This is a genomic window from Nitrospirota bacterium, assembly GCA_004296885.1.
In the GTDB taxonomy this organism is placed as follows: domain Bacteria; phylum Nitrospirota; class Nitrospiria; order Nitrospirales; family Nitrospiraceae; genus SYGV01.
The window spans coordinates 311,855-326,450 of sequence record SCVN01000015.1; the positions used below are offsets into that span (position 1 = coordinate 311,855).

At 61.4% G+C, this 14,596-nt stretch carries 15 protein-coding genes; 1 reads left to right on the forward strand and 14 read right to left on the reverse strand.

Going from position 1 to position 14,596, the window contains the following annotated elements; genetic code table 11:
- Nucleotides 1-40: 40 nt before the first annotated feature.
- The 10 genes from EPO61_08700 to thiS form a co-directional block, all read right to left on the reverse strand.
- Complete coding sequence (locus tag EPO61_08700; GenBank protein ID TAJ08967.1) at nucleotides 41-688, reverse strand: hypothetical protein; 648 nt, start codon at nucleotides 686-688, stop codon at nucleotides 41-43.
- Entirely contained in the window at nucleotides 633-1,565 is a 933-nt protein-coding gene (locus EPO61_08705) for a M23 family metallopeptidase (GenBank protein ID TAJ09016.1), read from the reverse strand. Before EPO61_08705 ends, EPO61_08700 begins: the two co-directional genes overlap by 56 nt.
- The gene (gene pafA / locus EPO61_08710; protein TAJ08968.1) at nucleotides 1,565-2,941 is read right to left on the reverse strand and encodes a Pup--protein ligase; all 1,377 of its coding nucleotides are present in this window, start codon (nucleotides 2,939-2,941) and stop codon (nucleotides 1,565-1,567) included. The genes EPO61_08705 and pafA overlap by 1 nt, the downstream gene beginning before the upstream one ends.
- Before the next feature lie 107 nt (nucleotides 2,942-3,048).
- Nucleotides 3,049-3,732 carry a proteasome subunit alpha gene (gene prcA, locus EPO61_08715; GenBank protein TAJ08969.1) on the reverse strand — a complete coding sequence of 228 codons (684 nt, stop codon included), beginning with the start codon at nucleotides 3,730-3,732 and terminating at the stop codon, nucleotides 3,049-3,051.
- Between the two features lie 2 nt (nucleotides 3,733-3,734).
- Nucleotides 3,735-4,502: a proteasome subunit beta gene (prcB, locus tag EPO61_08720; GenBank protein TAJ09017.1), complete on the reverse strand. Its 768-nt coding sequence runs from the start codon at nucleotides 4,500-4,502 to the stop codon at nucleotides 3,735-3,737.
- Nucleotides 4,503-4,631: 129 nt separating this feature from the next.
- Nucleotides 4,632-6,113, reverse strand: a complete 1,482-nt coding sequence (locus EPO61_08725; protein ID TAJ08970.1) for a proteasome accessory factor PafA2 — start codon at nucleotides 6,111-6,113, stop codon at nucleotides 4,632-4,634.
- A gap of 22 nt (nucleotides 6,114-6,135) precedes the next feature.
- Complete coding sequence (gene arc / locus EPO61_08730) at nucleotides 6,136-7,905, reverse strand: proteasome ATPase (GenBank protein TAJ08971.1); 1,770 nt, start codon at nucleotides 7,903-7,905, stop codon at nucleotides 6,136-6,138.
- Between the two features lie 84 nt (nucleotides 7,906-7,989).
- Nucleotides 7,990-8,631, reverse strand: a complete 642-nt coding sequence (gene thiE, locus EPO61_08735) for a thiamine phosphate synthase (GenBank protein TAJ08972.1) — start codon at nucleotides 8,629-8,631, stop codon at nucleotides 7,990-7,992.
- Nucleotides 8,632-8,722: 91 nt separating this feature from the next.
- A complete protein-coding gene (locus EPO61_08740) occupies nucleotides 8,723-9,496 on the reverse strand; it encodes a thiazole synthase (GenBank protein ID TAJ08973.1) in 774 nt (257 codons plus the stop codon).
- A gap of 73 nt (nucleotides 9,497-9,569) precedes the next feature.
- Complete coding sequence (thiS, locus tag EPO61_08745) at nucleotides 9,570-9,800, reverse strand: sulfur carrier protein ThiS (GenBank protein ID TAJ08974.1); 231 nt, start codon at nucleotides 9,798-9,800, stop codon at nucleotides 9,570-9,572.
- Nucleotides 9,801-9,920: 120 nt separating this feature from the next.
- Here thiS and EPO61_08750 point away from each other — a divergent pair, with 120 nt between their 5' ends.
- The gene (locus EPO61_08750) at nucleotides 9,921-10,388 is read left to right on the forward strand and encodes a histidinol-phosphatase (GenBank protein ID TAJ08975.1); all 468 of its coding nucleotides are present in this window, start codon (nucleotides 9,921-9,923) and stop codon (nucleotides 10,386-10,388) included.
- 28 nt (nucleotides 10,389-10,416) lie between these two features.
- Here EPO61_08750 and EPO61_08755 read toward each other — a convergent pair whose 3' ends face one another.
- Genes EPO61_08755 through ftsE form a run of 4 tightly spaced genes read right to left on the reverse strand, consistent with a single transcriptional unit; the run spans nucleotide 10,417 to nucleotide 14,564 of the window.
- Nucleotides 10,417-11,763, reverse strand: a complete 1,347-nt coding sequence (locus EPO61_08755; GenBank protein ID TAJ08976.1) for a S41 family peptidase — start codon at nucleotides 11,761-11,763, stop codon at nucleotides 10,417-10,419.
- Nucleotides 11,764-11,800: 37 nt separating this feature from the next.
- Nucleotides 11,801-13,003 (reverse strand): hypothetical protein, encoded by a 1,203-nt coding sequence (locus EPO61_08760; GenBank protein ID TAJ08977.1) that lies wholly within the window; start codon nucleotides 13,001-13,003, stop codon nucleotides 11,801-11,803.
- Entirely contained in the window at nucleotides 13,000-13,899 is a 900-nt protein-coding gene (locus tag EPO61_08765; protein TAJ08978.1) for an ABC transporter permease, read from the reverse strand. Before EPO61_08765 ends, EPO61_08760 begins: the two co-directional genes overlap by 4 nt.
- The gene (ftsE, locus tag EPO61_08770; protein ID TAJ08979.1) at nucleotides 13,896-14,564 is read right to left on the reverse strand and encodes a cell division ATP-binding protein FtsE; all 669 of its coding nucleotides are present in this window, start codon (nucleotides 14,562-14,564) and stop codon (nucleotides 13,896-13,898) included. The genes EPO61_08765 and ftsE overlap by 4 nt, the downstream gene beginning before the upstream one ends.
- Nucleotides 14,565-14,596 lie beyond the last annotated feature (32 nt).

The window sequence follows — 14,596 nt, forward strand, 5'->3', positions numbered from 1 at the left end:
ACGAGCGGCGCGAGGCACCGCAAAACCGGCAGGAAGAGTCCTACTGTCGCAACTCCCCGAGCGGATTGGACTGGATGTAGTTCGGGTCCTGCTTATCTTCCCAGACATCCATGCCCTCGTCCCCGTAGCCCCAGCCTTTGAGGTACAGCCCGTCCAACACGGGCTCCCCACCAAGGCTGCGATCATGTGTCGGGTCCGGCTTGGGCGGTTTCGCGTCCGAGATCCACCCCACCACCGTCGCCCTGGCCCAATTACGATAATTCCTGGGCAGACTGTCCTGTTCCACAATCACCCAGTAGAGGGCGGATTCGGACGGAATCAGCGTGGCATCCCGATGAGGCACATAGTCCGCATCCAACGGCCGATTCTTCATCAAGAGCCAGATCCGGCCGGCCTCCTGCCGTTGCTCCACAATCACTCCGCCCAAGATCACCGTCTTCCCCCGATACGTAGCCGGGTTGATCTTAAGTGCTGTCAGCGTCACCCCCGGCTCCGCCTGCTTGAGATAACGACTCGGCACCGCCGGGGCACAGCCCCACAGACCGGCCGCTATGACACAGACCAGAAGGGCACTAGTGACGCCCCGTTTCCGGATCGATGCGTGACGCACGTTGTCCCTTCCTGTTGATCGGCTATTGGCGCGCGGACAGGGGATGGCCCACCGACAGCGCCAGCAATGAGTAGGGATTCACGCGGGCCCCATTCAACCGGACCCCCCAATGCAGATGCGGGCCGGTGGCGCGTCCGGAGGCGCCCACCTTGCCGATCACCTGGCCTCGCTTGACCCGCTCCCCATTCTGCACCGTAATGTCCAAGAGGTGAAAATACATGGAGTACAGCCCCAGCCCATGGTCGACGAACACCCCCTTGCCGGAGAAGAAATGGTCCACCGTCAGGCGCGCCACGCCGTCGTTCATCGCCACGACGTCGGCGCCCAGGGGCGCCGCGATATCTTCCCCGTTGTGAGGGCTCCGCGCCTGGCCGTTAATGATCCGCACCCGGCCGAATGCACCGCTGATCGTCCCGTGGACCGGCTCAACGAACCCCCCTTCCCAGAAACGCTCAGGGGAGACTTCCTCCAGCGCCGTCTTGACTTGCTCCTGTTCGGCCTTGACACGGACCAGACTCTCTTCGTCCAGATCGACCTTGTCCTTGGGCAAGGTCAAATGCTGCACCGGGTACTTTTCCTTGATGACCAGCACGTTGTAACTCAAGCGCCTGCTTCCCTGGGCATCGGTCACCTCGACGGAAAGTTCGTGCGTGCCCGGAGCATCTTGCATGTCGATACCCAGCAAGCCCACCGGCCCCGATGCGCCCTGGAAGAAAGGCACACGCCGGCTTAAGAACCGGCCAGCGATGTCCGCCGGCTGCCCCTTGACCGGCACATGGACCAACAGAACCTGCCCCTGCTTGCCATTGAGCTGCCCATCAACCCCATGCTGTCCATGCGGCCCTCCCGGAAACAAGTCCACGGGGAACACGCTGGCCAACAGCACGATCGCGACGATCGCCCACAGATCCGGGCGACGCCCCTTCCCCGACCGCCAATATGGTCGCGCGAACATCATCGGTAGAACCTCAGCCCCGAAACTTGCGCGATCAACTCCTCGACCCGCCGGTTGACCGCACTAAACGGGTCCATGCACAGAATCGTTTCTTCCCAATAGCCGTTGAGTTTCAAATAGGTCCAGTCCACCGTATAGGACCGGTTTTTGGCTCGGGCAAACCGGATGAAATCGCCGCGCACCTTGGCTCTGGTGGTCTGCGGCGGCACCGACATGGCCCGCTGCACCGCCTCTTCATCCACCGCACGCTCAGTCAGACCGCGCCCCTCCAACAGGTAGTAGAGCCCGCGAGTCTGTTTCACATCGTGATATTGAAGGTCCATGAGAAAGACCCTCGGATCGTCCATCCCGCAGCCCTTCTTCTCGATGTAGCGATCGATCAGCACCTTCTTGCTCACCCAGTCCACCTCGCGCGAGAGCTGCATCGGATCCTCCTCGAGCCGGTCGAGGATGTCCTTCCACTTGGCCAGCACGTCCTCCATCACCAGATCGTGCACCCGCGTGGCCAGATAGTCCTGCGCGCGATCGAGATAGGTGCGCTGGATTTCTATCGCGGTCATCTGGCGGCCGTCGTCCAGCTTGACCTTCTTCTTGAGCGTCGGGTCGCGGGAAATCTCCCGGATCGCCTTCACGGGATCTTCCAGCTCGATCCCGGTCACGGTAAAGCCGTCCTCGATCATGGACAGGACCAGCGCCGCGGTTCCGACTTTCAAGTACGTCGCATATTCAGACATGTTGGAGTCGCCGACGATGATGTGCAGCCGACGGTACTTCTCCGCGTCCGCATGGGGCTCATCCCGGGTATTGATGATGCTGCGGGAAGAGGTCGTCGACGAGGAGGTCTTTTCGTGGATATGCTGGGCCCGCTGGGAGATAAAATACTGGGGCTTGCCCGAGACTTTCAGCACTTTTCCAGAACCGGAGTAAATCTGCCGGCTCACGAAAAACGGGATGAGTTGCTCGGTGACTTTCCAGAAATCTACGTCCCGGCGCATGAGATAGTTTTCATGGCAGCCGTAGGTGTTGCCCAACGAATCCGTATTGTTTTTGAAAATGTAGATCTCGCCCGAGAGCCCTTCCTCCTTGAGCCGTTCCTCCGCCGCCGGCAGGCAGGCTTCCAACAGCCGTTCTCCCGCTTTGTCATGGACCACCAGATCCATGATGTTGTCGCATTCGGGGGTCGAATATTCGGGGTGGCAGCCGGTGTCCTGATAAAAGCGGGCGCCGTTGACGAGAAAGGCGTTGGAAGGCCAACTGTTGGGAATAAGGCCTTCGAAGATGTACCCCAGGACCTTCTCCATCGGCAGGTAAATGCGGCCGTTCGGGGAGAAGATCAGGCCATACTCGTTCTCGAGACCGAAGATGCGCTGTTGCATGCGGGTCGGGCCAGCGGTGAATCGAGCCCTTTCAGCATACACTCCCGGGCAGGGTTCTTCAACCGCGTGAACGAAACCGGTGGGAACGGCCGGGGCCGAAACGGCAATCAGGAGAGGAGCAAACGGGATTCGCTGACTGGAATACGCCGAAACTTGCGGCCGGTCCGGGTGCGATCCAGCGCCGCGATCTCGATCCCTTCGAGCGGCAGTTTCTGATTGGTAATGCTCTCGAGGGCCGACGTACACAAGGCCAGGGCCGCCTTCAGGGTCGGCGGCTCACCCTTGTACCGTTCCTTGAGGAACGACTGCAAGGCTTCGGACTTCCCGCCGATGGCCGCATAGCCCCGCTCGTCGAAGATGCTCCCGTCGAAAGAGATTCGATACATTTCGTTCTGGCGACCAAGCTCCCCAACCTGCGCAACCAGGATTTCCACCTCCAGCGGCTTGATCTCCTGGCTGAAAATGGTGCCCAACGTCTGCGAGTAGCCGTTGGCGAGGGACCGGGCGGTCACGTCCTCCCGGCTGTACATGAACCCCTTGAGGTCCGCATGGCGGATGCCGGCCTTGCGCAGATTCTCGAACTCGCTGTACTTGCCGGCTCCGGACAACGCGATGCTGTCGTAAATCTCGGAGATCTTAAAAAGGGACGCGCTCGGATTGTCGGCCACCAGGAGCACGCCCTGTTCATATTCCATCGCAATGATTGAACGGCCTTTGGCGATGCCCTTTTTGGCGTACTCCGCCTTGTCCTGCATCATCTGTTCGGGCGAGACGTAGTAGGGCAAGGGCATGGTCAGTTCTCCCTCTTGCGGGCGTCGATCAGCGTGGCATAGACCGTCGCGATCTGCGGCTCCTCCACGTCCTTGATGCCGGCGGCCGAAACCTGTTTGGCCGTCGGATAGATGCCACGCACCAGATCCGGCCCCCCGGTGCCGACATCTTCTTCCGCGGCATTGTAGAGCGCCAACAAGGCGATCCGCAACGCGTCGGCTTCGCTCAGATCCTTGCGGAAATGTTCCCGCATGCTGTTGCGCGCGTCCTTGCCGCCGGAGCCGATCGCATGATAGTCCGATTCCTCGTAGCGGCCGCCGGTGATGTCGTACTTGAAGATCCGCCCCTCGTCCCGCTTCTGGTCGTAGCCGACGTAGATCGGAAGCACGACCAGGCCCTGGAAAACCATCGGCAGGTTGGCTTTGATCATCTGGCCCAGCTTGTTCGCCTTGCCCTCGCAGGAAAGCTGGACCCCTTCCAGCTTTTCGTAATGTTCGAGTTCGGTCTGAAACAGTTTCGCCATTTCGATGCAGGGACCGGCCGCCCCGGCAATGGCCATGGCCGAATGTTCGTCGATCTTGAACACCTTGTCCATCCGGCGGCCGGCGATCTGATAGCCCTCGGTCGCCCGCCGGTCCCCGGCGATCACGACCCCACCCTGATACTTGATCGCCAGGACCGTCGTACCATGAGGCAAGGGCTGGAGCGGGGCCATCCGATTGTCGTCGGGCAAGGACGAAACGGCAGGCCACGCCCGGCCGGACGGAACTAAGTCCGGACGTTGTCGCATCAGGTAATCGAAAAAGCTGGATCCTGGGTCGTCAGGGGTCAAAGACACCGCTGTCACTCCTTCTCCAGACCGCACCTGCTATGTCCCCACATGCGGGGCACGGAGCGGCACGCACGAATCGGTTGGAAATCAGCCGGTCAGTTTGGCAAGCAGCGACTCGGCCGAGTCGCACCCCTCGAGCAACTCGCGCGTGAGCGCCTCGGACCCGCGCAAGGGATCCATCAAGGGAATCTTCTTGATCGTGGTGTTGCCCACATCAAACAGCACCGAGGTCCAGCTGGCGGCATAGACCTGCCGGGGAAACTTTTTCAAACAGCTGCCGCGAAAAAACGCCCTGGTGCCGGCGGGCGCGTTCCGCTCGGCCCGGTCGATCTCGCTGTCCTGCAGCAACCGATCTACCAGATTGCTGCGCTCCAGGGTAAAGTAGAGCCCCTTTTCTGGCCGCACGTCGTGATACTGGAGGTCCATGAGAAAGACCCGTGGGTCATCCCAGCCACACCCCTTCCGTTCCATGTAGGACCGAATCATCTGGCGCTTGGCCACCCAATCCAGCTCCCGCACCAGCAGCAGGGGGTCCCGCTCCAGCTTGTCCAGCACTTCCTCCCAGCGCACCAGCACGTCCTTGGTCACCTGGGGCAGTTCGTGGCAGGCAAAGTAGTCCTGCGCCGTCCGGAGGTAGGCACGCTGGATGGCGATCGCCGACGTAACCCGCCCGTCCGCCAGCTTCAGCGTGCCTTTCAGGTCCAGGTCACGCGAAACCGCTTTGATCGCCCGCACCGGCTCGTCCAACTCCAGCCTGGGGAATTCCACGCCGGCCTCGGCCATCTCCAGCACGATCGAGAGGGTTCCGACCTTGAGGTAGGTGGAGAGCTCGCACATGTTCGCGTCGCCCACGATCACGTGCAGCCGGCGGTACTTGGCCGGATCGGCATGGGGCTCATCGCGCGTGTTCACGATCGGCCGCTTGACCATCGTGTTCAGATCCACCAGACATTCGAAGAAGTCGGCTCGCTGGGAAATCTGATAGTCCGTCGGACTCGTTTGGTTCTCCGCCCCGACTTTTCCGGACCCGGCAAAGATGGGCCTGGTCACCAGAAACGGCACCAGCACTTGCACAATGCGCTCGAAGGAGAGGGAGCGGGCCAGTAAATAATTCTCATGGTACCCGTAGCTGTTCCCCTTGCCATCCGAATTATTCTTGTAGAGGACGAACTTCTCGCTCCCCCGATCCCGGGCCAGGGCCTTCAGACAATCGGCCATCACCCGCTCGCCGGCCCGCTCGAAGGCCACGACCTCGCGCGCATTCGTGCACTCCGGCGTGGAATATTCCGGGTGGGCGCCGTCCACGTAGAGGCGGCCGCCATTGACCAGCAGCTTGTTCAGCAGCCGGTTGTAATCGGGGCCCGGTCGTTCCCGCTCGCCCTCCACTTCGAAGCCCCGCGCATCGAGCAAGGGGTTTTCGTTTTCGTAGTCCCAGAGAGCGTGCGGCGCAGGCAGGCCGGGATAGTGGCCGATGAGCTGGATGGAGTTGGAAACCGGGTCCAGGGCATCCGGCTCTCGCGCCGCAATGCCGAATTCCGTTTCCGTTCCCAATACCCGCGGCACGATCATGGTGTGGGTCTCCAGGCTCTGCTCAGAAATAGTGGCCAGTGCTGATCGTTTCGATGCTCCGGGATTCGTTGGAGCCGGCCGTGATCGTCCGCACGTGCACGATCTTCTCGCCCTTCTTGCCGGCGATCTTGGCCCAGTCGTCCGGATTGGTCGTGTTCGGAAGGTCCTCGTGCTCCTTGAACTCTTCCCGGATGGCCCGGAGCAGATCGTCCGCCTTGAGGCCTTTCTCGTTCGTCGCGATGGCCCGCTTGATGGCGAACTTCTTGGCCCGCGAAACGATGCCCTCGATCACCGCTCCGCTGGAGAAGTCTTTGAAGTAGAGGGTTTCCTTCTCGCCGTTCGCGTAGGTGACCTCCAGGAACTTGTTCTCCTCGGAGGTGGCGTACATGGACTCCACGGTCATCCCGACCAGCCGCTCCACCATGACGCTCCGGTCCCCTCCGTGCCGCTCCACTTCGTCGGCGGCGAAGGGCAGGTCTGCCGTCACATACTTGGCAAAGATTTCCCGCGCCGATAGGGCGTCGGGCCTGGAGATCTTGATCTTGATGTCCAAGCGACCCGCACGAAGCACGGCGGGATCGATCAGATCCTGCCGGTTGCTGGCGCCGATCACGATCACGTTGCGCAACCGCTCCACCCCGTCGATCTCGGAGAGAAACTGCGGGACGATTGTGGATTCGATGTCCGAAGAAATCCCGGAACCGCGCGTGCGGAACAAGGCGTCCATCTCGTCGAAGAACACGATCACCGGATTGCCGTCGGCCGCCCGTTCCTTGGCCTTTTTGAAGACCTCGCGGACCTGCCGCTCCGATTCACCCACATACTTGTTCAACAGCTCCGGCCCCTTGACGTGCAGAAAGAAACTCCGCAGTTGCTTGCCCGTGAGGTGGCTCAACTTCTTGGCAATCGAGTTCGCCACGGCCTTGGCGATCAGCGTCTTGCCGCAGCCAGGCGGGCCATAGAGCAACACGCCCTTGGGCGGGTTCAGCTTGTGCTCGGCAAACAAGTGCGGATGGAGGAACGGCAGCTCCACCGCATCCCGTACCTGCTCGATTTCCTTGGCCAGACCGCCGATGTGGTCATAGCTGACGTCGGGCACCTCTTCCAGAACCAGTTCTTCCGCTTCGGACTTGGGCAGTTTCTCGATCACATAACCCGAACGCGGGTCGTACAGCAGGTGGTCCCCGACACTCAGGTGTTCGATGAGCAGCGGCTCGCCCAGTTCCGCCACTTTTTCTTCGTCGAAATGTAGGGTTACGAGCGCGCGCCGGCCCTCCAGCAGGTCTTTGAGGCGGACCACTTCTCCCTGCCCGTCGAACCCGCGGGACTCGATGATGTTAAAGGCCTCGTTGAGGACCACCTCCTGTCCCTTACGCAGCTCCTTCGGCTTGATCGAGGGATGGAGGTTGACCTTCATCTTGCGACCCGTCACGTACACGTTGGCCGTCGAATCGCCGTTCAGACTGGAAAAGATCGCGTAGGTCGAGGGCGGCGCCGTGAGCTTCTCGACCTCGGCCCGCAGCGCTTCGATCTGGGTCTTGGCTTCCTGGAGGGTGGCGGTCAGCCGTTCGTTCTGTCTGTGGACTTGATCCGCCTGGTAGCGGGATTGCTGCAGCCGACGCAACTCCTCCTCCAGCGTCTGGATCTGGAGCCGGAGTTTCTCCACCTCACGGCTGTCGTCGTCGCTCTTTCTCACGGGGGGCGCCTCTCCATCGGACAGACGTTCGGTAAGCTTCTTGACCGAATCCCGGAGGGTGCGCAGACGGCCTGGATTTCGCTTCGACTCAGCCATGATCCCCTACATCCATCGGTTCACCATGTCGAGCAGGCAACGAACCCAAGCCCTGGCGAATTCTATCATCGCCCCCACATGCGGTCAACTCTCGCTCATGGTTCCATGCGACGCAGCCAGCAAGGCACGCGTCGCCGAAGCCACCGATTCAGCCGAAAGAATCGCCGAGATCACCGCGGCTCCCTGGGCCCCGGCGCGCCGCACCTCGCCCAGACGAGCGGCCGTGATCCCTCCGATGGCAAAGACCGGCAAGCGGCACCGCCGCGCTGCCTCTTCAATCGGTCCAAGCCCGAGCGGCGCCCCATAGGCCAGCTTCGAGGGAGTCTCATAGATAGGCCCCAGCAGGGCGAAATCCGCCCCCGCCGATTCGACGCGCAAGGCCTCCGTAACGGAATGGACCGACACCCCGATCAAACGCCCAGGCCCCAACAACCGGCGCGTCACCGCCACCGGCAAGCTGTCGGCGCGCAAGTGCACCCCGTCGGCTTCGACGGCCATGGCAATGTCGAGCCGGTCGTTGATGAGCAGCTTGGCTCCGTACTCGCGCGTCAACGCACGGACCTCGCGTGCCAACTCCAACAGGGCTCTGGTCGGAAGGTCTTTTTCCCTCAGTTGTACGGCATGCAGCCCGGCGGCCAGCGCCTCGCGCAGCAGAGTCAGGAGCGGCCGGCCATCGGTCTGATTCCGATCGGTGACGAGGTAGAGTGAGAAATCAATGCGGGGCATTGCGGGACAATGATAAATGATGAATATCGAATGATGAATGAGCCGCCGACCCAACGTTCATCATTTATCGTTGTGCAATCATCATTATCTTTTACAACATCCCCTCGATCGGGCTGCTGGCGGTCGCGTAGAGCTTGCGGGGAATACGGCCGGCCTTGAATGCCAAGCGGCCTGCGTCCACGGCATACTTCATGGCCTCGGCCATCATGATCGGATCTTTCGCGCCGGCGATGGCCGTGTTCATCAGCACCGCATCGGCCCCCAACTCCATGGCCAGCGCCGCATCGGACGCCGTGCCGACTCCCGCATCCACGATGATCGGGACCTTCACCGTCTCCAGAATGATTTTGAGGTTGTAGGGATTGCGGATGCCGAGCCCGGACCCGATCGGCGCGGCCAACGGCATCACCGCCGGGCACCCAATGTCCACCAGCTTCTTGGCCACGATCGGATCGTCGTTCGTATAGGGCAGCACGATGAAGCCTTCCTTGATGAGAATCTTGGCGGCTTCGATGAGCCCGGCCGTGTCGGGGAAGAGCGTCTTTTCGTCCCCGATCACTTCCAGCTTGACCAGATCGGAGACCCCCGCGGCGCGGGCCAACCGGGCATAGCGCACCGCGTCCTCGACCGTGTAACAGCCGGCCGTGTTGGGCAGAATCGTATATTTCTTCGGGTCCAGATAGTCGAGCAGGTTCTCCTTGGAGCGGTCGGTGATATTGACCCGACGCACCGCTACCGTCACCACATCGGCGCCGGAGGCCTCGATGGCCTTTTTCGTCTCGACGAAATCCTTGTATTTGCCGGTCCCGACCCAGAGGCGGGACTTGAATTCGCGGCCTGCAATTACCAGCCGATCATCACTCATAGTTGACTCCCTGGAAACGCTATCAGCACTCAGCCGTCAGCTCTCAGCTTTCGGGAAAAACCCAATGCTGTCCTCAGCTGAAAGCTGATTGCTGAAGGCTCTTCGCTCCTCCTCCGATGAAACTGATGATCTCGACCCGATCACCTTCTTGCAAGCTCCGCTGCGCAAAAACCCCTTTGTCCAAAATCTCCAGATTCACTTCCACGGCCACACGATCCGGCTTGATGTCCAGTTCGCGCAACAAATCCGCTACCGTCGTGCCGGCCTTGGTTTCTCGTGATTCCCCGTTCACCTGAATCCGCATAGACAATGATGGTGCATCCTACGGGACGCTCAAAGCCCTTGTCAACAAAGGCTGGAAGGCGCTAGCGGAGCGCCCCTTGCCCTTGCTACCATAGGGACTGTCCCGTCAGAAAGGAAGCTGATGACCGCCAACAATAAAGCCTTAGCTCAGATCTTCGTCTCGATGGCGGATAGGCTGGCGACCCAACAGGCTAATCCACATCGGGTACGGGCGTACCGGCGCGCGGCTGAGTCGCTTATGGAGTTGGCAGAAGATGTGTCCGTCATGGCCGAACGGGGCGCCCTGCAGGAGATTCCCGGCATAGGAAAAGACCTGTCAGCCAGGATTCAAGAATTTCTCAAAACGGGCAAGATCCGGGCCTATGAAGAGATGAAAACCCCTCTACCGCCGGAGGTGGCCGGCTGGGCGACGCTTCCTGGCCTCTCGGACAACGTCATTCAACACCTCTATGGCCGACTCGGGATCAAAACGCTGGACGACTTGGAAAGCCTCGTCCGCTCCCATCTCCTGCGCACCCTCCCCGGCGTCACCGCCTCGGACGAGGAGCTGCTGACGGCGATTCAAACCCGCCGCCAAGCAGCCCCTTGACCACATCTGGACGCTGATCGAAGAACCGTTACAGCGGCTTAAGATCCTTGAAGATCTTCCACGTCTTCAACAATTCGACCGCCTTCTGGAGCTGGACGTCATCCTCCAGCGAAGCCTCGCTGGCCGAGTCGCCCGGATTGCTTTTGGCACTGGACTCGTCCCCAGGCTTGGCGCCGCCTGGAGGAGTCGTCGGAGCCTTCGCGGCCGGATGGGGCGCCGCCGGCTTGCCCTCCCCTTCCTTGTCCTTATCCGTAGCCTTGGCCACAATCACCGGAGGCTGGGGTTTCACGACGATGTCAGGGGTGATGCCGGTGGACTGGATTGAACGCCCTTTGGGGGTATAGTACTTGGCGGTCGTCAGGCGCAAGCCGGACCCATCAGCCAGCGGCAGGATCGTCTGCACCGACCCCTTGCCGAACGTCGTGGTCCCGATGATCACGGCCCGTCCCCAATCCTGCAAGGCGCCGGCCACGATCTCCGAGGCGCTGGCCGACCCTTCGTTCACCAGCACGATCAGCGGATACTCTTCGGGCGCTTCCTTCATCCGGGAGAGGTATTCATCCTTCCGCCCGTCCCGCCCTTTGATGTAGACGATCAGCTTGCCCGGCGCGACAAATTGCTCCGACACCTCCACCGCCGCCGTGAGCAAGCCGCCGGGGTTGTTCCGCAAGTCCAGGATCGTGGACTGGAGCTTCTGCTCCTTGAATTTTTTCAGCGCCTTGCTCAGATCCCGGCCCGAGGCTTCCTGGAACTGGGTCAACCGCACGTAGGCGATGTTGTTGTCAATGACCTTCGTGCGGACGCTCTCGATCTTGATGATATCCCGCTCCAAGGCAAACACCAGCGGGTCCGCCACCCCGTCCCGCTGGACCGTGAGCGAAACCTTGGACCCCTTGGGCCCACGCATCTTCTGCACGGCATCCATCAGGGTCAGGTCCTTGGTGGACTCCTCGTTGACCTTGACGATGAAGTCTCCGGCCTTGATCCCGGCCCGCTGCGCCGGCGTGCCCTCGATCGGCGCAATCACCGCCAAGCGGTTGTCCTTGATGCCAATCTGGATACCGACCCCGCCGAACTCCCCCTTGGTCTCGACCTGAACCTCCTTATACATCTCCGGGGTCATATAGGCGGAATGAGGGTCCAGCGTGGAGAGCATTCCCCGGATGGCGCCTTGCACCAGTTCCTTGGGCTTGACCTCCTCGACGTAATGCTTCTGGATCTGGGTCAGCACCTCCGAGAAGGTCTTCAGCTCCTCGTACGTTTCCGTTGCGTGGCCGGTCCGCTCCCACCCCTTCCCGATCAACACGCCCACGAACAGCGTGAGCACGACAAGCGGGCCCAGATACCACGATCTCCGTTGCGGGTCCTGTTGCATAGCTGAATTTTCCTTTCCCTTATCCCTTCGATCTTGCTTACCGCCGTTTGGCCAACCAGGCCAGAGGATCCACCGGCTCCGCGCCCTCGCGCAACTCGAAGTAGAGCGTACTTTCCCCGGTCAATCCCGTATCCCCGGTCTCTCCGATCACCTGGCCCGTCTGCACCTGGTCCCCGACTTTCGCCATCAGCTTGGACGCATGCGCATAGAGCGAGAAGAAGCCGTTTACATGGTCCAGGATCACCACCAATCCATAGCCCTTGAGCCAATCCGCATAGGCCACCGAGCCCGGCATCACCGCACGGATCGCGCTGCCTTCTTCGGTCCGGATCTCGATACCCTTCTTCTGCACGTACGTGTCGAACGTCGGATGTTTCTGCCGCCCGAAATGAGACACCACCTGCCCGTCGGCCGGCCAGTGCAGGGAGCCTTTGAACGGATGGATGCCCGCCATGTCCTTCCTGGGCTTGGCGGCCGCCGCCCGCCGACGCGCTTCCAGTTCCTTGAGCAGCGAATCGATCCGACCCGCAGACCGTTCCAACTCCTCGACCATCCGGTCATAGGCCTGCTTCTCATGCGTGACCTTGGCCAGGAAAAGATTCTTTTCCCGCTTGAAGCCCTGAATCTCTTCGAGCTTCCGCTCCGTATGTTGTTTATAGACCAACATCTCTTCCCGGGCCTCCGCCCTCTGCCGTTCGATCCGTTGCAGCCGCCCCACATCATCCTGGTAGGCGTCCAGCAGATCATACTCCCGTTTGGAGACGGCGGAAAGGTATTGGAACCTCCGCTGCAGGTCCCCGTAATTGTCCACGGACAGCAAGGCCTTCAAGTACCCGAACCGGCCTTCCATGTACTGGACCCGGATTCGCGTGAGGATCGAGCTGCGCCGGTTGCCGATCTGCGTGCGTAGGGACCCGATCTGGCCGTTGATCTCCTCGATTTCACGGTCCTTCTGCGCCAGCTTGCGACCGATGTCCTGCCGCTCGTGGCGGCTTTTCATCAGGCGCTCGTCCAGGTCCTGGATCGCCTGCATGGTAAACTCGCGCTTCTTTTCCGCCTCGACCGCGTGCTTCTTCTTTTCCTGGATCTCGTCCTTCAACTTCTCCAGATTCTTCCGCTCGCGCTCGATCTTCTGGGAGATGGGGTCGCTACGATCTTTCGCGGCCAGAGCCGGATCGCCCGCCGCCAGCCAGCCGCCCCCTGCGATTCCGATCAGCAAGGCCAGCCTCACGACTTTCATGCCCGACTCCGCTCCAGGCCGACCAGCGAGATGAGACTGCCGACGGTGCCCAGGAGCAGCCCGGCCAAGACCAGCCAGACCGACACCTGGAAGGGAAAAAACCCGAGCCGCGGCGCGAGCCCCAGCACCCGGCTCGGCAGGCCCAGATGGAGGGTCATGAACTCGAACCCGCCCTTGAGCAGCGCCAGGGCCAGCATCGCACCCAGCGTCCCCAATACCGCCCCTTCCAGCAGGTATGGGATTTTGATGAAGGCCCCGGTGGCGCCGATCAACCGCATGATCTCGATTTCTTCCCGCCGCGCATACAGAGTCAGGCGAATCGTATTGGCGATGATGGTCACCGAGGCCGCGGCCAACAGTATCCCCACGGCCACCGACGCCAGCTCTACATAGCCGATCATGGTTGCCAGATTGTCGATCCAATCCCGGCTGTACTGGACCTGCGCCACCCCGGGCACCGCCTTGAGCCGATCAGTCCAGCGTGTGACTGCGTCGGCCGATCGATACCGTGGCGCCAGCGTCACTTCGAACGAAGCGGGCAACGGATTTTCTCCCAGGCCCTGCAGCAGACTCTGCTCCGACGGGAACTGGGCGCGGAAATCGGCCAGCGCCTTGTCCTTGGACACGTAGGTCAGCTCCGCCACCTCCGGCTCTCCGCTCAACCGTCGCTGGAGATCCGCCAGTCCTTGCGCCGACAGGTTGTCGTGCAGATAGACGATCACCTTGATGTCGTCTTGAAGCGAACTGACGGCGCCCCGGAGATTCAGGTACAGCAGCAGAAATACGCCGAAGCAGGCCAGCGTGAAGGCTGTGGTCAGGATGGCGATAAATGTGGTCGTCCGGTTGACCCGGATATTGGTGAAGGCCTCGTGGGCCCAATAGCCGAGCCGTCTCATTGCCCGGCCCCCACATCCGAGGCCAGCTTGCCTTCAGCCAGCGTGACGACGCGCCGGTTCACCTGCTCCACCACTTGCCGGTTGTGTGTCGCGATCAAGAGCGTCGTACCGCGCGCATTGATCGTCTTGAACAGATCCATGATTTCCGCGGCGAGGTCCGGGTCCATGTTGCCCGTCGGCTCATCGGCCAGGAGAATCAGCGGACTATTGACGATCGCCCGCGCGATGCAGGCCCGCTGCTGCTCGCCGGCCGACAACATGGCGGGGCGGCTCTCCTTCTTGTGCTCCAGTCCCACGGCCTTCAACGCCTCGGAGGCTTTCCGCCGGATATCGAACAACGAGAGGCCCTGCACCAGCAGCGGCAAGGCCACATTGTCGAAGACAGTTTTTTTCTGGAGCAGTCGAAAGTCCTGGAAGACAAACCCCATCGTGCGCCGCAAATAGGGCACCCCCGAGGGCTTGATGCGGGCCACGTTCTTGCCCTGGATCAGAATCTGGCCGTCGTCGGCCCGCTCCGCGCAGAAGAGCAGTTTGAGCAGCGTCGTCTTGCCCGCCCCGCTGGGCCCCATGAGCAGGACGAACTCGCCCTTCTCGATCTGCAACGTGATGTCGGACAGGGCCGGTCGCTTGGCATAATGTTTCCAGACGTGAAAGAGTTGGATCATGCCTAACGCCACGCCCGATCGGAGCGGCCCAC